The following is a 25,660-nucleotide window of genomic DNA, read 5'->3' as shown; positions in this document are numbered from 1 at the left end:
GCATGTCGTTCCCTTTCTCTCTATCAATTCAATTGACCTTGTCCGCTTGTCCGGCTACCGCCCCCCTATAGGGAGGGGGGCGGTATAACAAGCCGGCGTCGGACAAGCCCGGACAAGCCCGGACAAGCGGCCTGACCAGGTGTTTCTTTCTTCACGGACAAGGTCGGACAAGGTCGGACAAGCGACGGTCATTTGATCTTCAGGACAAGCTCCCGGACAAGCCTGCGGCGAGGTAGTGCCACGTCGCCGTCTTGCTTTTACCGCGCTGCTCACCGGCGATCTTGCCCTCGTCGTACAGCTCGGTCAGCTTGTGCCGCACCGTCACGAGCTTGACGTCGATGCCCTCGTCAGCCAGCGTCTTACACACCTCGCGCGCCGTGATGCCACCTTGGCTCACCTGCGAGACGATCCTCAGCACGTGATCCTTGGCCGGTATCTCAACTGCCGCGTGCGCCGCGGCCAACTCGGCGACCGGCGTCCGCCACAGCGAGGTCCGGACCGTGCCCTCACCGGGCACCGAGCCGTCGAAGACGGCGAACCCGGCGACGTCGTCCACCGACGCCGCGAGCCGACCCGGGTTGTCCTTCTTGACCACCAGGCGGGACATCCACTTCACGCCGTCGCGGCCGGCCGATCCCTCGCGATCCAGCTTGTACACGGCACCCTGGACCGCCTGGAGCTTGCGCCGGTTGTTCGACGGCCGGTCCTGGCTGGCGTTGCCGACGTGGTCCAGGGAGATGACCGTGGCGCCCCGCTCGGTGAACGGCTCGATCAGGTGCTTGACCATGAGGTCGACGCCGCGCGAGCTGCTGTTCGGGTCGACGTCGAACGTGCCGATCGCCGGGTTGACCGAGTCCAGCGTCATCAGCGCAGGCTCGAAGTCCATCTCTCCGATCTCCGACACGTTCACCTGCATGTGGAGGAACTCCGCCACCTGCTCCGGCGTCGCGCCGGCCGCGTACAGCCGCCAGACCACCGCGGCCGGTGAGTTGTTGTCGTACTCCAGGTGAACGACGTGCTGGCCGCTCATGATGAACCGGGCTTGCGTCTCCGCCAGAAGCAGCGACTTGCCGACGCTGTAGTCACCGAAGACGGCGTTGTACCGGCCTGCGTAGAACAGCGACACCGCGGCGTCGTCGGCGAACTCGAGGACCGACGGCGGGGCGGGCGGCTCGACGCCCGCGGCCACGATCTCGGCGACGTCGATCCAGCCGTCCGCGGCCGTGCTCGCCTTGTACTGCCGAAACAGCTCGTCCACCCGGTCACGGACGATCCGCTTCTCCAGGTCCGGACGCAGCGCCTCCTCGACCTCCATCGTGTCCAGCCACTCACGAGCGGCGAGCGGGATCCGACGCCCCTGGCCGAACCCCCACTCCTTGGCCCGCTTCTGACAGAAGTCCACGACGTAGTCCTCGGACCACGGATCCGCGGGATCGAGTGTCGGGTACGTCTGCGCCACCGACAACGCCTCGAAGATGATGCGCTCCAGCTCGTCGCCGCGCTCCAGCATCGCGCCGACGCCGCGTAGCAGATGCTCGCGCTGACCACCGCCGATCAGGGTCTTGCCTTCGGCGGCCCACTCACCCCAGTGGAAGCGGTCCGCCGGGTCACCTGTCCGGTCCGGCGTCTCACGCGTCCGGTGCGTCGACGCGACCAGTTCCGCCGGGGCGATCGCGTCGGTGCCGTCGTCGATGACCCAGCGGTACGAGTCGCCGCTCCGGTGGTTCGACGGCTCGACCAGGACGTAGCCGCCCACGCCCTTGATGTCGAATCCCGGAATCGGCCGGCCATCGCGGTACAGCTTGCCGTTGTGAATCGGCTCACCGGTCGGCTGGCGGAGCACGATGTGCAGGCCGCCGCCGCCGGTCAGCTGACGTCGCGCCTGCGGCAGCGTGCAGCCGACGATGCGCGCCAGCTCGACGTCGTCGAGTTCATCCGGCAGCGGGGCGCCGTTGCGTGGGTCGAGGTCCACAACGAAGTGGTTGTCGAGCACCCACGCCCAGTTCGACGTGGGCCACTGACGGTGCCACTCGACGAGCTGTGCGGCGTCCGCGACCGCGGTGGCCGGCCACTCCTTGAGCCGCGGATGCTTGCCGATGTCACCGACCTTGTACCTCGGCCCGGTGTGTGGATCACCGCAGGCGCACGAGCCGTCCGGTCGAACCTCGAAGATCGGAACGAGGCGCATTCCGCGTGCCGCATATCCTCGCAAAAGCTGTTCCCGCTCGGCTGCGTACAGACCGGTGGTTGCGGTAGAATTCATCCTGAACCTTTCACCAGGGGTTCACCTCAAGGAATCGACAGATGCCGCCGCATGCAACGGCGGCATCTGCCATTTCCGGGCGTAGATCAGATTACGCCGGAAGCGTGAATCCCGGCGGCACGCGAAACAGATACACGGCGCGCTCATCACCTTGCCGCCGCAGGAAAAACGTCATTCGTGGCACGTCGACTTCCGGCCCGTTTGCCATCAGCTCCATCATGACCACGTCCGGAATCAAGATGACATCTTCGTGAGTCACGCACTCATTGCGCTCCAGCGCTTCGGTCGCCAGCCGTTCGAACTCGTCCATGTCAAGCTCGCCGGCCATCACGCCACCCTCCGCAGCGGCCCGCCACATACCGGCCGCGCCATCGTCCCGTTGTCGACCAGCCGCTGAAGCGGCAGGTAGCCGCACTGGTCATACTCGCCGTGACGCCAGAAGCGCCGACAGCCACGGCACCACCACGGGTCGTAGCAGGGAGAGAAGTCCTCGGGCTGCCAGAGCGTTGCGTGCCCGCAGTCCGGGCAGCACAGGCCGGAGTCGGTTCGGCCAGCCTTCCGCTCGATGATCATCGAACGTTCACCTCTCCCTGGTCACCATGCGGCGCATGATCTCCGCGAACCGCTCCAGCTGCTCGATCAGCTCGCGCAGCCGCGTCTCAACGTCGGTGTTCACGGCGTCTCGCCGGCTTCCAGCTCGTTGAGGTAGATCTCCACGGCGTTCGCCTGACGGCGCAGCAGCTCGACGTGAGCGCGCTCCACCTTGATGAAGTCGGGGATGTTCCCGGACGTGAGCGTCCGGTAGTTCCGCGCCTTGGTCGCGCCGCCGACGCGACCGGCTCGCACCTTTGCGGGGTCCTTTTCCATACTGATCTTCTCCTCTCAATAGGAGGATGCCCGGCGCACCAAGCAAAGTGATCTCAGCGCGCCGGGCATCCTTTGTGTCAGTTCCCTGACGTCTCGGTCGCCAGCACCTTCATCGCCGGGCAGTGGCAGTTCGTGTGATCGGTGAAGATCTCGCGGACACGCTCCCACGGATCCGTGCCGTGTTCGAAGCGATCGAAGCCGAGCTCGACCGTCACCGCCGCTCCCTCGATCTCGTCACCGTTCAGCGACGGGAACAGCTCGGTCTCGAACCGGTAAACGAAGTATCCCTCACGCCAGAGCTCCGGGATGACGTGCTGCGCGAACGTGTCCGCGGTCGCCGTCGGGCTCTCGTCGTTCTCGATCACGACGTAGATCTCAGGGTTCTTTTCCACGTGCATTTCTCCATTTCCAGGCAGCACAAATACAAAAAGAGCCGACCGCGCGCTTTCGCACACATTGGTCGACTCTTCCTCTGGTCTTCGTATATATTCGGTTGTAGCAGTTTTGCTAGAACGAATCTAGCGCACCGCATCGACAACGTCCACAGCGAGTCTACACGGAGAAAGCATGCCCAAGAGAGCGATCTTGTACCGGCGCGAGTCGGTGGCCGGCGAGGAGAAGGTCAGCCTCGAAGTCCAGGAGCGGCAGGGACGTCAGTACTGCGAGCGCAAGGGCTACCAGGTCGTCGGCGTCGAGTCCGACTCCGGCATGTCCGGCTTCAGCGTCGAGTACGTCGACCGGCCGGGCGTCGTCCGGACGATCGAGCGGGTCGAGCGCGGCGAGGCCGACGTCGTGGTGCCGATGTGGGTCAGCCGATTGTCACGTGACGAGCTGGACCAGGCGGTGATCTGGCGCCGCATCGAGCGAGCGGGCGGTAAGGTCGACTCGGTCACTGAAGGCGATGACCCGTTCACCCAAGGCATCCACAAGCTGGTGGCGGTCGAGTTCTCACGCGAGAAGTCACGCACGTGGAAGGCGATCAAGGAGCGACGGAACGCGCTCGGCCTGCTGCACGGCGGGCAGACGCCCTGGGGTTACGAGCCTTCGGACGTGCGCGACACGCCGCCGACGCCGCACGAGACGAACGGCCCGGTGATGCTCGACTGCTACCAGCGGTACGTCCGCGGCGCCGGCCACCGGTCACTCGTGGACGACCTGAACGAGCGCGGGTTCCGAACCACGCGCGGCAAGCTGTTCAGCTTGGCCAGCTTCACCCGGCTGATGGACTCGGGCTTCGCTGCCGGGTTCATCACCGTCGGCGACCGGTTGGTCAAGGGCGCGCACGTCGCGATCGTCTCAGACACCCTGTGGCGCGAGTACCGGCGCGAGCGGGAGCGTCGCAGCAAGGTCCACCCGAAGGCGCGTCAGCCGCACCACTGGCCGCTCGGAGGCGGGCTCACAACGTGCGCGACGTGCGGCACGAACCTGTCGCTCAACCGGTACGAGGAGCCGAGCTACGCCCGCTGCTCGAAGCGACTCCACAAGGGCAAGTCCGTGTGCGCGGGCGTCGAGATCCGGCGGGCGATGATCGACACGGCGGTCGGGCTGTGGCTCGGCTCACGGATCACCGAGCTGGCCGCGGTCGCCGCCGACGCGCGCGACGTCGACGAGCGACGCGCGGCCATCGGCCAGCGGCTCGCTGAGCTGCACGAGGACGAGCAGCGCATCGTGGCCGGCCGGAGCGCCGCCGCGCGACTGGTCGCGTCCGGCGACATGACAGAGGACGACTTCATCACCGCGAAGCGTGACGCTGATCACAAGCTGGAATCGATCGTGGACGCGATCGCGACGGCTCACGCCGAGCTGAACGCGCTCGAACCGACCTTGGACGTGTACGACCAGCTGTCGCGTGACGCCGCGGAGACGCCCGAGGAGTGGCACGTCCGCCTGCGCAAGGTCATCCGCGTGGTCCGGGTCAGCCGCGATTCGGTCACCGTCGTCCCTTGGCACGGCGAGCCGCACGTCGTGGACCGGCGGGACCTGCAGCCGGTCGAGCTGGGCGGGCGACGCCGCGGCGCGAACGGCAAGTTCCTGCCGAAGACCGCGTAACCGCAGGTCAGACCGAACGTTCCTTAGCTTGCGTTCACGTTGGTGAACATGGCGTTGGTCGAGTTGGGCAGCCCGGACTCGCGGACCACCTTCACCGCGCGGGCGACGGCCTCGCTGACTCCGCCGTCCGGTTCCCCGCCGGACGGGCTGACACTGAACGCGACGATCATGCTCGGAAGTCCCTTCTTCGGTGCTCTTTCCGCCGGTCGGGCGACACGCGCCGGTACCCGCTGGTAACTTCGCGTGTCATGAACCGTCCGCTGCCGTTCGACCCGATCGCCCGCGCGGCACAGCTTTGGGAGGCCCGGATCGGGCCCTCCGGCACCATGGCCGCGGTCACCGGCGTGATGCGGGTCCAGCAGATCATCCAGTCCGCGGTGGACGGTGCGCTCAAGCCGCACGGCCTGACCTTCGCCCGGTACGAAGCGCTGGTGCTGCTCACCTTCGCCCGCAGCGCCAGCCTGCCGATGCGGGTGATGGGCGAGCGGCTCCAGCTGCACCCCACCAGTGTCACCAACATAGTCGACCGGCTGGAGCGCGACGGGCTCGTGAAGCGCGTCGCGCACCCGACCGACCGCCGCACGACGCTGGTGGAGATCACCGCCGAGGGCCGCAAGCGCCGCGAGACCGCGACCGCGGCGGTCACCGAGATCGACTTCGGGCTCAACGGGCTGACCGAGCGCCAGACCGAGCAGCTCACCGACCTGCTGACGAAGGTCCGCCGCGCCACCGGGGACTTCACCGAGTAGCCGCCCGCACACAAGAAAAGGCCCGCGTCCGAAGACGCGGGCCTTTCTCACGTACTGGGATCAAGCGGCGACGGGCTCGCGCACCTGGAACAGGCCGACACCGCCATGGGTCAGCCGCTGCGGGCCGTCGAGCTTGCCGTTGCGCAGCGCCCACTTCTCGAACAGCCAGGTGAACAGCGGCGGGATGCTCGCGAGCAGCGCGAGGACCAGGGTCTTGGGGCGCCAGCCGAGCGGCTTCGCCACGGACAGGGAGACGACCACGTACAGGACGAAGATCACGCCGTGCACCATGCCGATGACGGGCACGCCGCCCTCACCGGAGGAGTGCACGACGTACTTGAGGAACATCCCGACAAGCAGCGCGGCCCAGGAAAGGGCTTCGGCGACTGCGGCCACGCGGAACACTAGAGCGGCCTTGCTGGACACTGCTTCCTCCTGTGGGGTCTCACCACTTTGGTCCTGACACACGAAAAACGCCCGACACACCGTCCAAGGCGGACTGCCCCGGACGTCAACGGCGTTGTCGGACGTGCTGGTACCCAGTGTGAGGCGTGACGGCGCTCACCGGAACACCGGGGCCCGTGACCCTGCTCACGAACGTGGCCCGGACCCCTGTCCATTGTGGTCCGGACCACGTTCGCGAGCGGTGCTATCTAGTCAGAACACGGGGAAATCGGTGCTGACGACGGCGAAGTCCCCCACGTCGCCTTCGCGGCGTCGGTGGTCAGGCCGAAGTCCAGCGTCGTGCCGCTCCTCAGCTGCTCGAGACTGACGTACACCTTGTCGGACCGCTTCGAGCCGACCTTGAGGCCCGAAACGTACTGCAGCTTCGAGCCGTCCGCGCCGGGCGCCTTGATCGTGACGTCGCGGCCGTTCTGCAGGTGCAGCACGGACCGCTCGAACCGCGGCGCGTTGAGCACGAAGTTCCCAGTCCCTGGGACGGCGGGGTAGAGCCCGAGCGCGCTGAAGACGTACCAAGCCGACATGGTGCCGAGGTCGTCGTTGCCGGTGACGCCGTTGGGCGCGTTCGTGAACAGCGTGTGCGCGGCCCGCACGACCCCGGACGTCTTCGCCGGCTGCCCGGTGAGCGCGTACATCCACGGCGAGTGCAGGTCGGGCTCGTTGTTCGGGTTGTAGCGGAACTGGTCGTAGTAGTCGTACGGCCCGACGACCCAGTTCTCGCGGACGGCCGCCGCCGGGTCCTTCACCAGCTCGTCGTAGGCGAAGAAGTCGTCCAGCCGCTTCCCGGTGGCCGCCGGGCCGCCCATCCGCTGGACCAGGCCGGGGACGTCCTGCTGGACCAGCCACTGGTACTGCCAGGCCGTGCCCTCGTGGAAGCCGTCCTGGCTCTGCGGGCTGTACGGCCCGGTGGCGGGGGTGAACCAGTCGCCGCCCGCGACCTTCGGCCGGAAGAAGCCGGTGAAGCCGCGGTCGGTCTGCGACGCGTCCCAGAGCGTCCGGTAGGTCCGGGCCTGCTCCGACAGCGCCGCGGCGTCGGACTTCTTCCCGAGCGCCGCCGCCATGACCGACAGCGAGCAGTCGCCGAGCGCGTACTCGAGGGTGGCCGACGCGCCGTGGTTCGGGTCGGTGTCCTGCCCCTTCTTCGGGAAGTCCGGGTCGTACTGGACGAACCCGTCCTGCTGGTAGCTCGCGTTGCCCGAGCGGCCCTGGAACGGCGACGACGCGGGCGGGATCTGCGTCGAGTTCTGCAGCAACGCCTGGTAGGCGCGCATCTCGTTGCCCGACAGCGCGCCGAACCGCCAAAGGTCCACCAGGAACGGCGTGACCGGGTCACCGGTCATCGTGTTGGTCTCCTGGCTGGCGTACGCCCACCGCGGCAGCCAGCCGCCCTGGTCGTGGATGGCCAGGATGCTCTTGGCGATATCGCGAGCGCGGTCCGGCCGCAGCAGGGCCAGGAGCTGGTTCTGCGTGCGGTAGGTGTCCCACAGCGAGAAGAAGTCGTAGTACGTCCAGCCGACCGCGCGGTGGACCTTCTTGTCGAAGCCGTAGTAGCGGCCGTCCGCGTCGTTCGCGGTCAGCGGCTGCAGGAGCGTGTGGTAGAGCGAGGTGTAGAACACCGTCCGGTCGTCGGGCGTGCCGCCCTTGATGTCCACACTGGACAGTTCCCGCCGCCAGGTGCGCTGGGCATCGGCCTTCGCCGCGTCGAACGACCGGATGTGCTCGGCCGCCAGGTTGACCCGCGCGCCCTGCGCGTCCACCTGGGAGATCGCGGTGGTCGCGGTGACCTGGCTGCCGCCGCCGAAGGTCAGCCACGCGCCGCGCAGGCCCGCGCCGCCGCTCGATTCGCGCGAGCCGGGCGTGCCGCCGGTCGGCGACCACGTGCCCGAGGCCTTGAACGGCTTGTCGAACTTCGTCGTGAAGTACGTCGTGTAGGACTTGCCGCCGCAGAACGCCTGCGACTCCACGGTGCCTTCGACGGTCCGGTCGTCCACGACCCGGACGCTGCTGCCGGTCACCGGCTCCTTGTCGTTGGCCTGCCCGACGTTGACGAAGACGTTGGCGTCACCCGGTTTCGCGAAGGTGTACCGCTCGACGCCGGCGCGGGTCGCCGCCGTCGTCTCGACGTCGACGCCGCCGTAGCCGGTCAGGTGGACCTTGTAGTAGCCGGGCTTGCCGACCTCGCCGTCGTGGGTAAACGGCGCCGCGTACTTCGTCTGGTCGAAGGTCGCGGCCTTCGTCGTGTCGAACGCCTTGCCCGGCCCGATCTCGCCGGTCGTGGGCAGCGTCGAGACGAGGCCGCCCTGCTCCCAGCAGCCCGCGCCGGACAAGAAGAAGTGGCCGAAGCCGCGGATCGCGGTGTCGGTGTAGCGGTAGCCGGCGTAGTGCGAGGTGATGGGGCTGACCTGCGTCATCCCGAACGGCGCCGACGCGCCGGGGAACGTGTTGCCCTCGTCCTGCGTGCCGATGAACGTGTTGACGGCGTCGAGGGCGTCCCCACCAGCGGCCGAAGCGACGGCGGGACTCACCCCCGTCGCCACGACGGCGAGCGTCAACGCGCCCGCCAGGACCTTGCTCCTCATCGAGCTTCCTCCCTGAAACGACGAAAGCCGTGAAGGCCTCCTTCCCGGCCATAAGAGCCGGTAAGGAGGCCTTCACGGACCACAACTGCTAACCGACGGCGATGGCGAAGACGTGCAGCACGCCGCCGCTGACGTTCGACGGCAGCGTCACGCTGGCCACCGTCTTGCCCGCGTCGAGGGTGATCGGCGCGGTGCCGAAGATCATCGTGCGGATCTGCTGCGGGTCAGTGCCCGAAGCGTTGCGGTACGGCGTGGACAGCACGATCCGGTTGCCGAACGACGGCTGGGCGCCGCCGCCCCCGAGCGTCCAGTCGGACGTCCCGATCGTGGCGGTCGACTTGCTGCCGTCGGTGTAGGTGATGGTCAGCGTGCCCTGCGCGTTGCCGTTCGAGCCGGCGCCGAGGAGCGCAAGCCGCGTACCCGTGCCGGTGACGTTGACCGTCTGGCCGTTCGCGACCGCGTTGTCGGGGTCGCCGACCGGGAACGACGGCCAGGTGAACTTGATGCCGTCACTGGTCACCGTGCCACCCGGGGTGGCGCCGGCCGCGGCCAGCGCGTTCGCCGAGTAGCTCCAGCCGCCGCCGTCGAAGTTGGCCGCCGACGAGTCGGAGTCCGGCGAGATGCCCGCGTTGTCGACCGTGGCCAGCCAGCTGTTCGGCTGGGCGACCAGCACCGTCAGCACCGCTTGTGTCGAAGCCACCCCCGGCGCCGAGAACGTCACCGGGATGCGACGCGCACCGTCGGCCAGCCCCGCGGGCACCGAAACCGTCAGGTCGGCGTGCGCCTTGCCGCCCGCCGGGACGGCGATGCTGCCCGTCGCCGGCGTCAGCGTGATCCCGTCGACGCTGCCCGCGGTGTAGGTCCAGGTCCGGGCCGTGCCGGAGAGGTCCTGGACACCCACCGACGCCTTCGACGTCGAGCCCGCCGGCGTCACCGCGCGCGACGGGTCCACAAAGGACAGGCTCGGCTTCTCCTGCTCGCGGAACGACGGCGGCGCGTCGGCCGCGGCGCTGCCCCACGAGGTGGCCGTGGCGGAGCGGGTGTAGTCGAGCGTGCCGCCACTGGAGATGAGCGCCTCCGGCAGCCACGCCTTCGACGACGCGCCGCCGTTGACCTTCAGGCTGCCCACGTAGTCGCCGGTGCCCGGCGCGTTGATCGTGATCTTCTTGCCCGCGCCGGTGGTGAGCACGGCGTGCTCGAAGCGCGGGGTGACGAGCAGCGTCTCGGCGCGGCCCGGGATCTCCGGGTAGATGCCGAGCGCGGACCAGACGTACCAGGCCGACATCTGGCCGAGGTCGTCGTTGCCGATCAGGCCCTCGGGGCGCGGGTTGTACAGCTCGTCCATCGAGCGGTGCACGATCGCCTGGGTCTTGGCCGGGGCGCCGGTGTAGGAGTAGACGTACGGCGCGTTGGAGTTCGGCTCGTTGCCCATGAAGGCGTACGGCTCCTGCGTGCCCGCGTTCAGCTTCGTGAAGAAGGTGTCCAACCGGGACTGCGTCGCCGCCGGACCGCCGAACGCCGTCACGACGCCGCCGAGGTCGTAGGGCACCATCCACTCGTACTGCGCGCCGTTGCCCTCGACCCAGCCCTGCGAGCTGGCGGGGTCGTAGGTGCCGGCGAACGAGCCGTCCGCGTTGCGCGGCTGCAGGTGACCGGTGCCCGGGTTGTAGAGGTTCTGCCAGTTCTGCGCGCGCTTCATGAACGTCGTGTACGTCGCGCTGTCCCCGAGCCGCTTGGCGAACTCGGCGATGGAGAAGTCGGCGCTGGTGTACTCGAGCGTGTCCGCGCCGGCGCCCGGCACGTAACCGAGCTTCTGGTAGTCGTCGAGCCCCGGCCGCTCGGTGTAGCCCTGCGTCGGCTGGGTGGCGCCCTTGATCATGAGCAGCAACGCCTTCTGGGCGTCGAAGTCACGGGCGCCGAAGGCGTACGCGCTGGACACGATGATGTGGTACGGGTCGCCGTTCATCACGCCGGTGTAGTCGTTGGCCACCGTCCAGCGGTCCCACGACCCGCCCTGCTCGGCGTAGGCCATCATCGACCGGACGATGTCCGAGGTCTCCTTCGGGTCGATCGTCGCCAGGAGGGGGGCCTCCGAGCGGTAGATGTCCCAGCCGGAGAAGTTCGTGTACATCGCGTGGCCCTTGTCGGCCTGGTGGATCCGCCCGTCGAAGCCCGGGTACTGGCCGTCGACGTCGGAGAAGACGTTCGGCTGGATCAGCGAGTGGTACAGCGAGGTGTAGAACGTCGTCAGGTCGGCGTCGGAGCCACCGGTGACGGCGATCTTGCCGAGCTGGTCGTTCCACGCCTTGCGCGCGGACGCGGCCACGGTGTCGAACGACTTCTTGGTGTTCTCGGCCTTGAGGTTGGCCTTCGCGCCGTCGACGGACACAAAGGACAGTCCGACCTGGACGTTCACCTGCGCGCCGTTGAGGTTCGCGAAGGTGACGTACCCGCCGCTACCCGGGCCGGACACGGTGGTGTCCTGCTGCTTGGCCTTGGCCGGACGCGCGATGGACGCGTTGATGCCGTTGGGCTGCGCGACCTTCGCCTTGGCGCCACCGGTTTCGGCGGACTTGCCGGGCGTCACGGCGCCGTTCTTCCAGGTGCCGATCGACTCGAACGGCGTGTCGAACTTGGCCGAGAAGTAGACGCGGTAGCTGTTCTGCGCGCCGCAGAACCGGCCGCTCGTGGCCCAGCCGCTGATCGTGTCCTTGCCGAGGGTGATCGACGCGTCGTCGGTGCCGTTGACCGAGCCGGAGGTGTTGACCAGCAGCGTCGAGGACGCGCCGGCCGGGTAGGTCAGCCGCGCCGAGCCGGTGCGCTGGGTCGCGCTCAGCTCGACCTTCGCGCCGCTGTCGAGGGTGACGTCGTAGGCGCCCGCCGTCGCGTGTTCGTTGGCGTGCGAGAACTTCGACGTGTAGTGCGCGGGGTCGGTCGCCGGGGACGTCGAGACCTCGCCGACGAACGGGATGAACGGGATGTCCTGGTAGGTCGAGCAGCCGGCGCCCGACAGGTGCGTCAGGCTGAAGCCGTTGAGCGCGTTGTCGTCGTAGAAGTACCCGCCGGGCTGGGACTTCACCGTGTCCGGGCTCCACTGGACCATGCCGAACGGTGCCACCGCGCCCGGGAACGTGTTGCCGGCACCGCCCCCGGTGCCGTGGTCCTCACCGCCGGGCCGGGTGCCGACGAACGGGTTGACCCACTTCGCGAAGTCGGTCGCGGGGGCCGCCGCGGCGGGAACGGCGGGAGCCATCGCCGCGGTCACCGCCAAGGCCAACAACACCACACCGGCGAAGCCGGTTCGGGGGGTCCGGGGGGTCGTCCCCCCGCGAGTGTCACATTCGGCTCTCCAGCGCGCTCGCGCCATCGCCATCGCCTCTCCACCACATCAGCGCGACCAGAGGGTGAATGACAACCTTGTCGCGCGCTCGGTCGAACCGGGCCACCTTGGGCAGCGGCTCACGAGACAGTCAAGGGTGCTGTCAACACCTGTCCACTTCCGGACAAGCTGATCAGCCGTCTGACCTACAACTTCCGTAGTCGAATCGGCACAATCCGCGCCCAGGGCGTTGACAAGCACCGGGACCTTGGCGTTCAATCCCGTGCACTATGACAACGTTGTCTCCACCCGGCCGGGACCGGGACGGCAGCACGCGCACCGCGAGCCGCCGGGCCACGATGAGCGATGTGGCCAGGCTGGCGGGCGTGTCCATCAAGACCGTCTCGCGCGTGGTCAACGACGAACCGGCGGTGCACCCGGACACCGCCGAGCGGGTCATGGCGGCCATCGAGCAGCTGGGTTTCCGGCGCAACCTCGGCGCGCGCAACCTGCGCCGCGGGTCGACCACCGGGACCATCGGGCTGATCGTCGAGGACGTCGGCAACCCCTTCTACTCCGAGCTGAACCGCGCGGTGGAACGCATCGCGACGTCGTTCGGCCGGCAGGTGCTCACCGGCTCGTCCGAGGAGAACTCCGACCGCGAGCGCGAGCTCGTGCTGGAGTTCTGCGCGCGGCGGGTGGACGGCATCCTCGTCGTCCCGGCCGGCCTGCAGCACGGGTACCTGGTGCCGGAGATGCGCGCGGGCACGCCCGTGGTGTTCATCGACCGCCCGGCGGGCGACATCGTCGCCGACACCGTGCTCGTCGACAACCTCGGCGGCACCATCGAAGCCGTCACGCACCTGGCGAAACACGGCCACCGGCGGATCGCGTTCCTCGGCGACAGCCCGGACATCTTCACCGCGGCCGAGCGCCTGCGCGGGTTCCGCGAGGGCTGCGTGCGCAACGGCATCTCCTACGACGAGTCGCTGGTCTCGATGCGCACGCCGACCCAGGAGGGCGTCGGCGACGCCGTCAAGCGGCTGCTGCACGGGCCCGACGCCGCCACCGCGGTGATCGCGGGCAACAACCGGGTCGCCGTCCACCTGCTGCGGGCCCTGGCCCACGCCGAGTACCGCCCGGCGATGGTCGGCTTCGACGACTTCGAGCTGGCGGACCTGCTCGACCCGCCCGTCACCGTGATCGCGCACGACGTCAGCGCACTGGGCCACGCCGCGGCCGAGCTGCTCTTCGCCCGTGTCCAAGGAGATCAGTCCCCGCCGAGAAAGGTCGTCCTGCCCGTGCATCTCGTCGCCCGTGGTTCCGGTGAGGTCGCCCCGTGACCCTCGAACCGATCCGGCTTCCGGCCAACCAGCCGCCGCAGTTCTACCGCGGGGGCGACGCCATCGCGGCGTTGCGCGGCGCCTCGCCCGACAAGAAGTTCGGCCCGGAGGACTGGGTCGCCTCGGTCAGCACCATGTTCGGCCAGGAGACCAACGGCCTGACCCGGCTCCCGAGCGGCGCCTGGCTGCGCGACGCCGTCGAGGCCGACGCCCCGGCGTGGCTCGGCGCCAAGCACGTCGAGGTGCTCGGGACGTCGACCGGGCTGCTGGTCAAGCTGCTCGACGCGGGCCAGCGGCTGCCGGTGCACTTCCACCCGTCCGACGCGTTCGCGAAGCAGCACTTCGACTCGCACTTCGGCAAGACCGAGGCGTGGATCGTGGTCGGCACCTACGGCGACGACCCGCGCGTCTACCCCGGTTTCAAGGAGACGCTCACCAAGGACACCGTGTCCGAGTGGACGCGGGAGCAGGACGTGCCGTCGATGCTGGGGGCGTTGAACAGCGTCCCGGTGACCGCGGGCGACACCGTCTACATCCCGTCCGGCCTGCCGCACGCGATCGGCGAGGGCGTGTTCGTCGTCGAACTGCAGCAGCCGACGGACTTCTCGCTGACCATCGAGTGGCGTGACTTCCTCGCTTCGCCGGAGAAGGGCCACCTCGGCCTCGGCTTCGACACCGCGATCCAGGCGCTGGACACGTCCGGCTGGGACGCCGAGCGCCTCGAGACCATCATCAAGCGGACCGCGGGCGACACCGCGGCCACGGTGGATCTGCTGGCCGCCGGATCGGAGCGGTTCTTCCAAGCCGAGCAGCTTCGCACGACCGAACTGACAACGTTGTCACTCGATCCGTCGTTCGCGGTGCTGGTCGTCCTCGACGGCGCAGGCACGCTGCGCACCGAGCACGGCGGCGAGCACGCGCTGGCGAAGGGCGACACCTACGTGGTCCCGTTCGACGCGGGCCAGACCGAGCTGGCCGGCACCGCGACGGTGATCCGCTGCCGCCCGCCGGCCCTCGAAGGGCGGACCGGATGAGCGAAATCCTGCTGGACGCGGTCGACCTGACCAAGCACTACGGGTCGGTCGAGGCGCTGCGCGGGGCGTCGTTCCAGGCCCGCGCGGGTGAGGTGACGGCGCTGATCGGCGACAACGGCGCCGGCAAGTCCACCCTGGTCAAGTGCCTCTCCGGCGCGGAGCAGCCGACGTCGGGGAAGATCCTCCTGGACGGCGCGGAGGCGCACTTCGACTCCCCCACGACGGCCCGGCGCCTCGGCATCGAGACCGTCTACCAGGACCTGGCCGTCGCTCCCGAGCTGGATCCGGCCGCGAACCTGTTCCTGGGCCGGGAAATCCACCGCAAGGGCATCCTGGGCAAGCTGGGCATGCTGGACAAGGCCGAGATGCGCCGCCGGGCGATCGAGGAGTTCCAGCGGCTCGGCGTGACGCTGCAGAGCACCGACGTCCCGATCGGCTCGCTGTCCGGCGGGCAGCGCCAGAGCGTCGCCGTGGCGCGCTCGGTCGTCTGGGCGTCCAAGGTCGTGTTCATGGACGAGCCGACGGCCGCGCTGGGCGTCGTGCAGCGCGAGCGCGTGCTCGACGTCATCAAGAAGGTGCGCGACAAGGGCATCGCCGTCGTGCTGATCAGCCACAACATGCCCGAGGTGCTGTCGGTCGCCGACCGCGTCGAGGTGCTCCGGCTCGGCAAGCGCGTGGCCCGGTTCGCCGGCGCCGGCACCAAGCTGGAAGACCTCGTCGCCGCGATGACCGGCGCCCTCGTGCAGGAGGAGGCGGCGTGAGCGCCCCGGCCCCGGAAATCCAGTCCACTGTGGAGGAAGGCTTCGGCAAGCGCCCCTTGGGGAAGCGCCTCGTCGGTGCCAACACGTTCTGGATCGCGCTGGTGCTGGTGGCGCTGATCATCGTGTTCAGCGTGCTCGCGCCGGACGCGTTCCCGACGGTGTACAACTTCCAGCTGCTGCTCATCGAGACGGCCGTGCTGCTGGTGCTCTCGGTCGGCATGACGTTCGTGATCATCACCTCGGGCATCGACCTGTCGGTGGGCTCGGTGCTCATCTTCGCGGGCATGGTCGGCGGCAAGACGATGGAAGCCATGTCCGGCGGTGACGCCGGCGGCGCGGGCTGGGGCGTGATCGTCGTCGGGCTGGTCGTCGCCATCCTGGCCGGGACGGTGTGGGGCCTGGTCAACGGCTTCCTCATCGCGGTCGCGGGCATCCCGCCGCTGATCGTCACCCTCGGCACGATGGGCGCGGCGCTCGGCGCGTCCCTGCTCATCAACAACGGCAGCGACGTGCGCACGGTCCCGGTGGTGCTCAACAAGCAGCTCGGCTACGGCACGTCGTTCGGCGTCGTGCCGAACCTGGTGCTGATCGCCGTGGTGATCACGCTGATCGGCGCGTGGCTGCTGCACACCACGAAGTTCGGCCGCTACACCTTCGCGATCGGCTCGAACGCCGAAGGCGCGCGGCGCGCGGGCATCGGCGTCACCGCCCACCTGATGAAGGTCTACACGCTGACCGGCGTCCTGGCCGGGCTCGCCGGGTTCCTGTCCCTGGCCTACTACAACTCGACCACCATCACCGGGCACACCAGCGACAACCTCAACGCCATCGCGGCGACGGTGATGGGCGGGACGAGCCTCTTCGGCGGCGTCGGCTCGGTGCTCGGCACCGTGATCGGCGTGTTCATCCCGGCGGTCCTGAAGAAGGGCTTCAACATCACCGGCGTCCCGGACTTCTGGCAGATGATCGCGGTCGGCGCGGTGCTGATCGCGGCCGTCTGGTTCGACCAGCGACGACGTCGTCAACGCAACTCCCGCTGAGTTCCCCCGAGTACAAAGAGGTGCTTCCGATGAACTTGACCAAGACGCTCGTCGCGGCCGGGGCGCTGGCGTCCGCCGCCGCGCTGCTCACCGCGTGCGGTTCCGGCACGGTGGGCGACACCGGCGGGGGCAGCAGCCAGGCCAACTCGGCCAACGCCAAGAAGCTGGCACTGATCCCGGGCGTGCAGGCCGAGCCGTTCTACATCTCACTGCAGTGCGGCGCGCAGGCCGAGGCCAAGAAGCTCGGCTACGAGCTGACCACGCAGGCGCCCCAGAAGTTCGACGCGCCACTGCAGACCCAGCTCGTCAACGCGCTCGGCGCGAACCCGCCGGCCGCGCTGCTCATCGCGCCGACCGACGACACGGCGATGCTCGCGCCGATCCAGCAGGTCAAGGCGCGCGGCACGAAGATCGTCGAAGTCGACACCTCGCTCAAGGACACGAGTGTCGCGGAGTCGTCCGTCTCGTCGGACAACGCCGCGGGCGGCAAGCTCGCCGCGCAGACCATGGTCAAGCTGGCCGCCGGCAAGAGCGGTTCGGTGCTGGTGCTCGACACGATCGCCGGGACGTCGACGACGGCCGCCCGCGTCAAGGGCTTCGAAGACGAACTGAAGAACACGCCGGCCCTGAAGTCCATCGGCGTCCAGTTCACCCAGAACGAGCCCGACCAGGCCGCGTCCAAGGTGACCGCGGCGCTGGCCGCCAACCCGGACCTGATCGGCGTCTTCGCGACCAACCTCAACACCGGTGAAGGCGCGGCGACCGGCCTCCGCAACTCCGGCAAGGTCGGCGCGGTCAACCTGATCGGCTTCGACGCCAGCCCGTCCGAGGTCGAGGGCCTCAAGAGCGGCCAGTACCAGGCCCTGATCGCCCAGGACCCGGCGTCGATCGGCACCCAGGGGGTCGACCAGGCCGTCGCGGCGCTCGAGGGCAAGCCGGTGACGCGGAACCTGACCGCGCAGCTGCACTCGATCACCAAGGACGACATGGACGCCAACTCTCAGTACTTCTACAAGCAGAGCTGCTGATCCCTTCCGGTCCGTCAGAGGCCCCGTGAGAGGTGTGCGCACCACTCACAGGGCCTCTGAGCTGGGCTTTCCCTCCCTGCCGGTCACCGTCGTGGGGGAACCGTTCACCGCATGACCCATTCCCCCGGACGGCCGACTTCCGTCACACTGGCTGCACATGCATCAGCACATGCATGTGTCGCCGGGAGGGGTGCGATGAACTACGAACGGCCGGCTGTGCACCGGACAATCTTCGCGGTGGACGTGGAGGGGTACGGCGACCCGCGCCGGACCACGCCGCACCGCTTGGCCCTGCGCGAGGGCCTCTACCGGGCGCTGCGCCGGGCCTTCGACGACGCCGGTGTCCCGTGGGCGGGCTGCCGGACCGAGGACTGCGGCGACGGCGTCTTCGTCCTGGCCCCGCCGGAGATCCCCAAGGGGCCGTTCGTCGAGTACCTGCCCAACGCGCTCGCCGTGGCGCTGCACCGCCACAACCGGACCCACCACGCCGAGGCGCGGATCAGGCTCCGGATGGCGCTGCACGCGGGCGAGGTCGCCTACGACGACAACGGCGTTACGGCGCCGGCGATCAACCACTCGTTCCGGCTACTGGAGGCGCCTCCCCTGAAGAAGGCCCTCCGGACGTCGCGCGGGGTGCTCGCGCTGATCACGTCGGCCTGGTTCTACGAGGAGGTCGTCCGGCACAGCGACGACCTCGACCCGACGACGTTCCGGCCGGTGCGGGTGGCGGTGAAGGAGACCCGCACGACGGGCTGGATCTCGCTGCCGGACCGGCCCTTCCCGAGCCGCCTGGCCGAGGTGCCGGCCCCCGCGAGCGGCGAATACAGCACGTGGCGGCGCTTCCGGCGGCACGCCAAGGTGCTCGCCGACCAGGACGAGAGCCTCTAGCCCGCGGACGGCACCGTAGGATCTACTGCCCTGGACACCGTCGCCGAGGGGAGGCCCGATGACCGTGCTGCGCCTGGGGGCGGCGTCGCGCGCCGACCCGCTGCCGGTGCTCGCCGCGGCCCGCCGGATCACCGACGACCTGCGCGACGGCCTCTCCGGCACCCGCGCCCGCCGCGCCGCGCACGGGCTGCGGCGGCTGTTCGGCTTCCCCGGCGTCGGCCTCACCGACCTGTCCGGCGTGCTGCTCTGGTCGGGCCGTCCCGGGCCGGACGACGTCGTCGCGACGGTGCTGGACGGCGTCCTGCACAGCGAGGAACCGGGCTCCGCCGACGACGTCCTGGTGCTGCCGCTGCACGCCCACGACGAGCTGGCCGGGGCGCTGCTGGTCGTCGGCGACGTCCGGGACTCCGTCGCCGGCCAAGCCGCGGACCTGGTCATCCGGGCGCTGGAACGCGGCCGGCTCGAAGCGTCCGCGGAACAGGCCGCCCAGGCCGAACTGCGCGCGCTGCGGGCCGAGATGTCGCCGCACTTCGTGTACAACGCGCTGACCGTCATCGCGTCGCTGGTGCGCTCGGACCCCGACCGCGCGCGGGACCTGATGCTCGACTTCGCCGACTACACGCGCTACAGCCTGGCCCGGCACGGCGAGTACACCGTCGTCGCCGAGGAGTTCCGCGCGATCGAGACGTACCTGGCGCTGCAGCGGGCGGTGCTGGGCGAACGGCTGCGCGTCCAGGTGCGGGTCGCGCCGGAGATCCTCGCCGTCGCCGTCCCGTACCTCGTGCTGGAACCGTTGGTGGAGAACGCGATCCGGCACGGCATCGAGCCGCGCCCGGAGGCCGGGCTGGTCCAGGTGCACGGGCAGGCGGAAGGGAACGACTGCGTGATCTTCGTCGAGGACGACGGGGTCGGCATGGATCCGAAGCGGGCCGCGGACCTGCTCGCCGGGCGCGTCGGCGAGGACGATGCGGCCGGTCTTGGACTGGCCAATGTGGACAGACGCCTGCGGGACGTCTACGGCGCCTGGTACGGCCTCACCGTGGAAACCGAGGTCGGGGCGGGCACCCGGGTGATCGTCCGGGTGCCGCTGTTCCAGCCGGGGGTGCTGCCGTGACGGGCCTGCGCGTGCTCGCCGTCGACGACCTGCCGCCCGCGTTGGACGAACTCTGCCGGATGCTGCGCGAAGCGCCCGAAGTCGGCGAAGTCGTCGGCGCGAGTGACGCGCTGAAGGCGTTGAAGCTACTTCAGGCCGACCGGTTCGACGCGGTGTTCCTCGACATCTCGATGCCCGGTCTCGACGGGCTCGAACTGGCGTCGCTGCTGGCGAAGCTGAGCGAGCCGCCGGTGATCGTGTTCGTCACGGCGCACGACGGCCACGCCGTCACCGCGTACGGCATCGGCGCGGTCGACTACCTGCTCAAGCCGGTCCGCGCCGAACGCCTCGCCGCCGCGCTGGCGAAGGTCGGCCGGATGGCGACGCCGTCCTCGCGCTCGACGCCGGACGCGATGGCCGCGCTGCCGGTCGAGTCCGGCGGCCGCACCCGCTACGTCCGCCGTGATGACGTCCTGTTCGTCGAGGCGCACGGCGACTACGTCCGGCTGCACACGCGCGGCGGCGTGCACCTGGTGCGGATGCCGATCTCGCGGCTCGAGGAGTACTGGGAGGGCACCGGGTTCAGCCGGGTGCACCGCGGGTTCCTGCTCGCCGTCGGCGCGGTGCTGGAGCTGCGCAGCGACAGCGCGGGCGGGCTGCTCGCGCACACCGAGGCGGGCGACGTCCCGGTCAGCCGGCGCCACGCCCGCGACCTGCGGGACAGGCTGCTCGAAGCCGCCCAGCGCGGCCGGCTCGGGCCGGGCGCGCGATGAGCAGGATCCGGCGGGTCGCCGTCACCAGCCCGCAGACGCGCCTCGCCCACGCCCGCCGTCGCTCACGCGGCCGCTGGCGGGTCCCGCGCCTGCCACCGGCGGAGACCCAGCGCGCCACGGCGCTGTACCGCGCGCAACGCCGGCACGGCCTGCCCGCGCTGGTGCTGATGTTCGCGCTGCTGCTGGGCCTGCCGGGCGTGTTCGCGATCTTCCCCGGCCTCGACTCGGTGCGGTTGCTGGGGATCCCGCTGTCCTGGCTGATGATCGCGGTCCTGCCGTACCCGTCGATGGCGCTGCTGGCGCGCTGGCAGTTGCGCCGCGCCGAGCGCATCGAGGACGAGTAGTGGGCGTCGCGCTCGCCGTCGCGCCGGTCGTGCTCATGACGCTGCTGATCGGCGTCCGCGGGGTCGCCGCGATGCGCACGACGTCGGACTTCCTGGTGGCGTCCCGGCGGATCTCGCCGCTGGTCAACTCGGCCGCGGTGTCGGGTGAGTACCTGTCGGCGGCGTCGTTCCTCGGCGTCGCGGGGCTCGTCGTCAAGGACGGCATCGGCGCGCTCTGGTACCCGGTCGGCTTCACCGCCGGCTACATCGCGATGCTCGTGCTGGTCGCCGCGCCGATGCGGCGCTCGGGCGCGCTGACCGTGCCCGACTTCGCCGAAGCCCGGCTCAACTCCCCCGCCCTGCGCCGTCTCGCCGCGGTCGTGGTGCTGGTGATCGGCACGATCTACGTCGTCCCGCAGTTCCGCACCGCGGGTCTCGTGCTGACGGCGGTCGGCGGCACGCCGTACTGGGTCGGCGTCGTGCTGGCCGGCGCCGCGGTCAGCGTCACGCTCGCACTGGGCGGGATGCGCGCGGCGACGTACGTGCAGGCGTTCCAGTTCGTCCTCAAGCTGCTGCTGTTCCTGATCCCGGCGATCTGGCTGGTGCTGCAGGCGGGCGCGGTGAACCGGGCCGACGCGCTGAACCCCGTCGAGTTCACCCACTTCACCCGCGAGACGCCGGTGAAGTTCGAAGTCGACGTCACCATGGTGATCCGTGAACCGACCGCCGTCGAGCGCAACGGCCTCGCGGAAACCTTGCCGCCAGGCGAGTTCACCGCGCACAGCCAGGACGTCGTCGTGTTCGGCGAAGGCACGGCGGTGCCCGCGGTCCGCGGCGGCGCGCCGCTGGGTGGTCCGGACTGGCGGCGCCCGCTGCTCGACCTCGGCGACCAGGGCTACCCGCTGCTGGGCACGTGGTCCGTGCTCATCGCGACCATGCTCGGCACGATGGGCCTGCCGCACGTGCTCATGCGCTTCCACACCAGCCCGGACGGCCGCGCCGCGCGCCGCACCGCCGCGATCACCGTGGCCCTGCTGGGGATCTTCTACCTCTTCCCCGGCATCTACGGCGTCCTCGGCCGCGTCCTGGTCCCCGGGCTCTACCTCTCCGGCGCGACCGACACCGTCGTCGTCGCGCTGCCGTACCAAGTGGACAGTGGCTGGGCCGGCGGGTTCTTCACGGCGTTGCTGACCGCGGGCGCGTTCGCCGCGTTCCTGGCGACGTCGCTCGGGCTGCTGCTGGTGATGTCCGGGGCGCTCGCCCACGACCTGGTGCCGGGCGGGCTGCGCCGGCTGCGGTTCGCCGTGTTCGGCGTCGCCGGCGTGATGGTGCTGCTGGCCCTGCGCTCGGCCGAGCTGGACGCCGGGGTGCTCGTCACGTGGGGCTTCACCGTCGCCGCGTCGACGTTCTGCCCGCTGCTCGTGCTCGGCATCTGGTGGCCGCGGCTGACGGCGGCGGGCGGCATCGCCGGGGTGCTGACCGGGCTGCTCGCGTCGTCCGGCTCGATCCTGTTCGCCCTCGCCGGCCCGCAGCTGCACGGCTGGGTGGCGATCCTGGTCCAGCAACCGGCACCCTGGTCGGTACCGCTGGCGTTCGGCGTAATGGCGTTGGTCTCCCTGCGCGGCCGGCCCCCGCTTTGGGCGACGTCGGCGATGCTCCGCCTCCACCTGGACGAACCCCGTTCGGCCAGGCCGCGCGACCGTTCGTCAACCGTTCGTCGTCTCGCGAGGCTGTTGAGCCGCTGATTCTTCACGCGGCCCTTACTCCTCCCTACGGTGACGCGGACCACATTCCGCAACGCCGCGAGGAGAACCATGAGCACGACGGAACCCGGCGGACCCCCGGACACGGCCGACGCCATCTGGGAACGCGCGCACGAAAGCACCGAGTTCCGGGAGCTGCGCAGCCGCCTGCGCCGGTTCGTCTTCCCGATGGCGGCGTTGTTCCTGCTCTGGTACCTGCTCTACGTCCTGCTCGCCGACTACGCGCACGGCTTCATGAGCACGAAGGTCTTCGGCAACGTCAACATCGGCCTGATCTTCGGTCTCCTGCAGTTCGTCTCGACGTTCGTGATCACCGGGCTCTACGTCCGCTACGCGAACCGCCGTCTCGACCCGATCGCGCAGAAGATCCGCGAGGACATCGAAGCCGACAGCACGAAGGGGGAGCAGGCGTGATCACCACCATCGCCGCGGGAGTCGAAGGCAGCAACCCGCTCCTCAACATCAGCATCTTCGGTGTGTTCGTGATCATCACGCTGGTGATCGTGTTCCGGGCCAGCCGCAACAGCAAGACGGCGTCGGACTACTACGCCGCCGGCCGCGCGTTCACCGGCCCGCAGAACGGCATCGCGATCTCGGGCGACTACCTGTCCGCGGCGTCGTTCCTCGGCATCGCGGGCGCGATCGCCATCTACGGCTACGACGGCTTCCTCTACTCCATCGGCTTCCTCGTGGCCTGGCTGGTCGCGCTGCTGCTGGTGGCGGAACTGCTGCGCAACACCGGCAAGTTCACGATGGGCGACGTCCTGGCGTTCCGGATGAAGCAGCGGCCGGTCCGGGCGGCGGCGGCGACGTCGACGCTGGTCGTGTCGTTCTTCTACCTGCTGGCCCAGATGGCCGGCGCGGGCGGCCTGGTCGCGCTGCTGCTGGGCATCGAGGGCAAGACCGGCCAGTCGCTGGTCATCGTCATCGTCGGCGTGATCATGATCGCCTACGTGCTCATCGGCGGCATGAAGGGCACCACCTGGGTGCAGATCATCAAGGCCGCGCTGCTGATCGTCGGCGCGCTCGTGATGACGCTGTGGGTGCTCGGGAAGTACGGCTTCAACTTCTCCTCGCTGCTGCAGGGCGCGGTCGACAAGGCGGGCAAGACGGGTGAAGCGCTGCTCGGCCCGGGCAAGCAGTACGGCGCCACCGGAACGTCCAAACTGGACTTCTTCTCCCTCGGCATCGCGCTGGTGCTGGGCACCGCGGGCCTGCCGCACGTGCTGATGCGCTTCTACACCGTGCCGACCGCCCGCGACGCGCGTCGCTCGGTGGTCTGGGCGATCGTGCTGATCGGCGTGTTCTACCTGTTCACACTGGTGCTGGGCTACGGCGCGGGTGCGCTGGTCGGCCCGGACAAGATCAAGGCCGCCCCCGGCGGCGCGAACTCGGCCGCACCGCTGCTCGCGCTCGAACTGGGCGGGCCGGTCCTGCTGGGCCTGATCGCGGCGGTCGCGTTCGCCACGATCCTCGCGGTGGTGGCGGGCCTGACGATCACGGCGTCGGCCTCCTTTGCGCACGACGTCTACGCCAGCGTCATCAAGAAGGGCAAGGCGACGCCGGGTTCGGAGGTGCGCGTCGCCCGGATCACCGCGCTGGTGATCGGCGCGGTCGCGATCCTCGGCGGCATCCTGGCCAACGGGCAGAACGTGGCGTTCCTGGTCGCGCTGGCGTTCGCGGTGGCGGCGTCGGCGAACCTGCCGACGATCCTCTACTCGCTGTTCTGGAAGAAGTTCAACACCCAGGGCGCGCTGTGGTCGATCTACGGCGGCCTGGCCATCACGATCATCCTGATCGTGTTCTCCCCCGCCGTCTCCGGGAAGCCGGTGGACGCCAAGACGGGCAAGAGCGCGTCGATGATCCAGGGCGTCGACTTCCACTGGTTCCCGCTCGACAACCCGGGCCTCGTCTCGATCCCGATCGCGTTCTTCCTCGGCTGGCTGGGCACAGTCCTGTCGAAGGAGCACAACGCGAAGAAGTACGCCGAGATGGAGGTCCGCTCCCTCACCGGCGCGGGCGCCGAGAAGGCCGTCTCCCACTAGCGGCCGCCCGACACCGAAGGCCGCCGCGAGGGTGTTCCCGATCCCCTCGCGGCGGCCTTCGGCCATTCCCCGGTCAGTACGGCAGGGTGCCCCCGGCGACCTCGGCCAGCGTGTCGGCCAGGAACTTCCGGGTGCGGCCCCACAGGCCGCCGCCCAGCGAAATCCGTGCCACGCCCAGCTCGGCCAGGCCGGCGATCCCCGGGCTGCCCGGCCACGCGGGCGCGTTGACCGCGCCGCCGACGCCTCGCACGAACTCCGCGAGCACGTCCGGCGTCTGCAGGTGGATCGGGTAGACGCAGTCGGCGCCGGCCGCGAAGTAGGCTTTCGCCCGGGCGACGTTGCCGGCCAGCACGTCACGGGGGTCGCTCGCGCCGCGGAAGGCGTCGACGCGGGCGTTGATCACCAGGGCGTCACCGGCCGCTTCGCGCAGGGCGGCGATCCGGTCGGCCTGCACGGCGACCGGCCGGACCTGCCCGGTGGCGCTGTCGGTGTCCTCGAAGTTGAGGCCGACGGCGCCGATGTCCAGGAGCCGGCCGGCCAGTTCGGCGCCGGACAGGCCGTAGCCGGACTCGGCGTCCACCGTGACGGGCACGCCGACGGCCTTCACGATCCGCGCGGCGGCCGCGAACATCTCGTCGACCGGGGCCTGCTCCCCGTCCGGGAACCCGAGAGCGGCCGCGACGGCGACCGAGCTGGTCGCGATCACGGGGAATCCCGCGGCCTCGACGGCCTTCGCGGTGTCGGCGTCCCAGGCGTTCGGCAGGACGAGCGGCGTGCCCGGGACGTGCAGGGCCTTGAGCGCGGCGGCGCTCACGCGTCGCGCTTCGGCAGCGGCGTGTGGCTGGTGACGGCCATCCGGTTCCAGCTGTTGATCGCGATGACCTCCCACGCGATGGCGCGGTACTGGTCTTCGGTGAACACCTTCGCCGCGGCTTCGTAGACGTCGTCGGGGACGCTCTGGGTCGCGGCCAGCTTCGTCATCGCCTCGGTGAGGGCGAGGGCGGCCTGCTCCTGCTCGGTGAACAGGGTCGTCTCGCGCCAGCCGTCGAGCACGAACAGCCGCCGCGGCGACTCACCCGCCTCGAGCGCGTCACGGCTGTGCATGTCGAGGCAGAACGCGCAGCCGTTGAGCTGCGAGGCGCGCATCTTCACCAGTTCCAGCAGCTTGTGGTCGACCCCCGCGTTCGCGGCGGCCTTCTCCACCTCGGCCTGCACGTTCGCCATCGCCTTGTAGATCCCGGGCGCGTGCCCGAGTCCGATTCGCTTCGTCATGGTTTCACG

At 69.7% G+C, this 25,660-nt stretch carries 24 protein-coding genes and 1 pseudogene; 14 read left to right on the top strand and 11 right to left on the bottom strand.

The window, feature by feature from the left end; translation table 11 throughout:
* Positions 1 to 199: 199 nt before the first annotated feature.
* From MUY22_RS20600 to MUY22_RS20580, 5 genes are all read right to left on the bottom strand, one after another.
* Entirely contained in the window at positions 200 to 2,263 is a 2,064-nt protein-coding gene (locus MUY22_RS20600) for a bifunctional DNA primase/polymerase (protein ID WP_247061738.1), read from the bottom strand.
* A 91-nt stretch (positions 2,264 to 2,354) separates the two neighbouring features.
* A complete protein-coding gene (locus tag MUY22_RS20595; protein WP_247061736.1) occupies positions 2,355 to 2,591 on the bottom strand; it encodes a hypothetical protein in 237 nt (78 codons plus the stop codon).
* Positions 2,591 to 2,836 (bottom strand): hypothetical protein, encoded by a 246-nt coding sequence (locus tag MUY22_RS20590; protein ID WP_247061734.1) that lies wholly within the window; start codon positions 2,834 to 2,836, stop codon positions 2,591 to 2,593. The genes MUY22_RS20595 and MUY22_RS20590 overlap by 1 nt, the downstream gene beginning before the upstream one ends.
* Positions 2,837 to 2,935: 99 nt before the next feature.
* The gene (locus MUY22_RS20585) at positions 2,936 to 3,109 is read right to left on the bottom strand and encodes a hypothetical protein (RefSeq protein WP_247061732.1); all 174 of its coding nucleotides are present in this window, start codon (positions 3,107 to 3,109) and stop codon (positions 2,936 to 2,938) included.
* A gap of 98 nt (positions 3,110 to 3,207) precedes the next feature.
* Positions 3,208 to 3,522, bottom strand: coding sequence for a hypothetical protein (locus MUY22_RS20580; protein ID WP_247061731.1), 315 nt, complete (start codon positions 3,520 to 3,522; stop codon positions 3,208 to 3,210).
* A gap of 175 nt (positions 3,523 to 3,697) precedes the next feature.
* Between MUY22_RS20580 and MUY22_RS20575 the strand changes: the two genes are divergently transcribed.
* The gene (locus tag MUY22_RS20575) at positions 3,698 to 5,179 is read left to right on the top strand and encodes a recombinase family protein (protein WP_247061730.1); all 1,482 of its coding nucleotides are present in this window, start codon (positions 3,698 to 3,700) and stop codon (positions 5,177 to 5,179) included.
* Between the two features lie 35 nt (positions 5,180 to 5,214).
* Here MUY22_RS20575 and MUY22_RS20570 read toward each other — a convergent pair.
* Positions 5,215 to 5,349, bottom strand: a pseudogene (locus MUY22_RS20570) (MTH1187 family thiamine-binding protein); the annotation flags it as partial.
* Positions 5,350 to 5,427: 78 nt separating this feature from the next.
* On the opposite strand from MUY22_RS20570, the gene MUY22_RS20565 reads away from it, so the two are divergent.
* Positions 5,428 to 5,928, top strand: a complete 501-nt coding sequence (locus MUY22_RS20565; RefSeq protein WP_247061729.1) for a MarR family winged helix-turn-helix transcriptional regulator — start codon at positions 5,428 to 5,430, stop codon at positions 5,926 to 5,928.
* 60 nt (positions 5,929 to 5,988) lie between these two features.
* On the opposite strand, the gene MUY22_RS20560 is transcribed toward MUY22_RS20565, so the two are convergent.
* From MUY22_RS20560 to MUY22_RS20550, 3 genes are all read right to left on the bottom strand, one after another.
* The gene (locus MUY22_RS20560; protein WP_247061728.1) at positions 5,989 to 6,354 is read right to left on the bottom strand and encodes a DUF3817 domain-containing protein; all 366 of its coding nucleotides are present in this window, start codon (positions 6,352 to 6,354) and stop codon (positions 5,989 to 5,991) included.
* A gap of 227 nt (positions 6,355 to 6,581) precedes the next feature.
* Complete coding sequence (locus tag MUY22_RS20555) at positions 6,582 to 8,969, bottom strand: GH92 family glycosyl hydrolase (protein ID WP_247061727.1); 2,388 nt, start codon at positions 8,967 to 8,969, stop codon at positions 6,582 to 6,584.
* Between the two features lie 88 nt (positions 8,970 to 9,057).
* Entirely contained in the window at positions 9,058 to 12,342 is a 3,285-nt protein-coding gene (locus MUY22_RS20550) for a GH92 family glycosyl hydrolase (RefSeq protein WP_371827630.1), read from the bottom strand.
* Between the two features lie 305 nt (positions 12,343 to 12,647).
* On the opposite strand from MUY22_RS20550, the gene MUY22_RS20545 reads away from it, so the two are divergent.
* The 12 genes from MUY22_RS20545 to MUY22_RS20490 all read left to right on the top strand — a co-directional run bounded on the left by MUY22_RS20545 (position 12,648) and on the right by MUY22_RS20490 (position 24,379).
* Complete coding sequence (locus tag MUY22_RS20545) at positions 12,648 to 13,631, top strand: LacI family DNA-binding transcriptional regulator (protein ID WP_247064021.1); 984 nt, start codon at positions 12,648 to 12,650, stop codon at positions 13,629 to 13,631.
* On the top strand, positions 13,628 to 14,665 hold the full coding sequence (locus MUY22_RS20540) for a class I mannose-6-phosphate isomerase (protein ID WP_247061725.1): 1,038 nt from the start codon (positions 13,628 to 13,630) through the stop codon (positions 14,663 to 14,665). The genes MUY22_RS20545 and MUY22_RS20540 overlap by 4 nt, the downstream gene beginning before the upstream one ends.
* Positions 14,662 to 15,426 (top strand): ATP-binding cassette domain-containing protein, encoded by a 765-nt coding sequence (locus MUY22_RS20535; protein WP_247061723.1) that lies wholly within the window; start codon positions 14,662 to 14,664, stop codon positions 15,424 to 15,426. The genes MUY22_RS20540 and MUY22_RS20535 overlap by 4 nt, the downstream gene beginning before the upstream one ends.
* Positions 15,423 to 16,466, top strand: coding sequence for an ABC transporter permease (locus MUY22_RS20530; protein ID WP_247061721.1), 1,044 nt, complete (start codon positions 15,423 to 15,425; stop codon positions 16,464 to 16,466). Before MUY22_RS20535 ends, MUY22_RS20530 begins: the two co-directional genes overlap by 4 nt.
* Before the next feature lie 29 nt (positions 16,467 to 16,495).
* Positions 16,496 to 17,494: an ABC transporter substrate-binding protein gene (locus MUY22_RS20525; protein WP_247061719.1), complete on the top strand. Its 999-nt coding sequence runs from the start codon at positions 16,496 to 16,498 to the stop codon at positions 17,492 to 17,494.
* A gap of 237 nt (positions 17,495 to 17,731) precedes the next feature.
* Positions 17,732 to 18,382 (top strand): hypothetical protein, encoded by a 651-nt coding sequence (locus MUY22_RS20520; RefSeq protein ID WP_247061717.1) that lies wholly within the window; start codon positions 17,732 to 17,734, stop codon positions 18,380 to 18,382.
* Between the two features lie 58 nt (positions 18,383 to 18,440).
* Entirely contained in the window at positions 18,441 to 19,496 is a 1,056-nt protein-coding gene (locus tag MUY22_RS20515) for a sensor histidine kinase (RefSeq protein ID WP_247061715.1), read from the top strand.
* Positions 19,493 to 20,248, top strand: coding sequence for a LytTR family DNA-binding domain-containing protein (locus tag MUY22_RS20510; RefSeq protein WP_247061713.1), 756 nt, complete (start codon positions 19,493 to 19,495; stop codon positions 20,246 to 20,248). The genes MUY22_RS20515 and MUY22_RS20510 overlap by 4 nt, the downstream gene beginning before the upstream one ends.
* Entirely contained in the window at positions 20,245 to 20,592 is a 348-nt protein-coding gene (locus MUY22_RS20505) for a hypothetical protein (RefSeq protein ID WP_247061711.1), read from the top strand. Before MUY22_RS20510 ends, MUY22_RS20505 begins: the two co-directional genes overlap by 4 nt.
* A complete protein-coding gene (locus MUY22_RS20500; protein WP_247061709.1) occupies positions 20,592 to 22,316 on the top strand; it encodes a cation acetate symporter in 1,725 nt (574 codons plus the stop codon). The genes MUY22_RS20505 and MUY22_RS20500 overlap by 1 nt, the downstream gene beginning before the upstream one ends.
* A gap of 69 nt (positions 22,317 to 22,385) precedes the next feature.
* A complete protein-coding gene (locus MUY22_RS20495) occupies positions 22,386 to 22,748 on the top strand; it encodes a DUF485 domain-containing protein (RefSeq protein WP_247061707.1) in 363 nt (120 codons plus the stop codon).
* Entirely contained in the window at positions 22,748 to 24,379 is a 1,632-nt protein-coding gene (locus tag MUY22_RS20490) for a cation acetate symporter (protein WP_247064019.1), read from the top strand. Before MUY22_RS20495 ends, MUY22_RS20490 begins: the two co-directional genes overlap by 1 nt.
* Positions 24,380 to 24,452: 73 nt before the next feature.
* Here MUY22_RS20490 and MUY22_RS20485 read toward each other — a convergent pair whose 3' ends face one another.
* Entirely contained in the window at positions 24,453 to 25,193 is a 741-nt protein-coding gene (locus MUY22_RS20485) for an isocitrate lyase/phosphoenolpyruvate mutase family protein (RefSeq protein WP_247061706.1), read from the bottom strand.
* Positions 25,190 to 25,651, bottom strand: coding sequence for a carboxymuconolactone decarboxylase family protein (locus MUY22_RS20480; RefSeq protein WP_247061705.1), 462 nt, complete (start codon positions 25,649 to 25,651; stop codon positions 25,190 to 25,192). The genes MUY22_RS20485 and MUY22_RS20480 overlap by 4 nt, the downstream gene beginning before the upstream one ends.
* Positions 25,652 to 25,660: the final 9 nt, after the last annotated feature.

The organism is Amycolatopsis sp. WQ 127309 (assembly GCF_023023025.1).
Classification (GTDB): domain Bacteria; phylum Actinomycetota; class Actinomycetes; order Mycobacteriales; family Pseudonocardiaceae; genus Amycolatopsis.
This window is presented reverse-complemented; position numbering and strand designations above follow the sequence as displayed.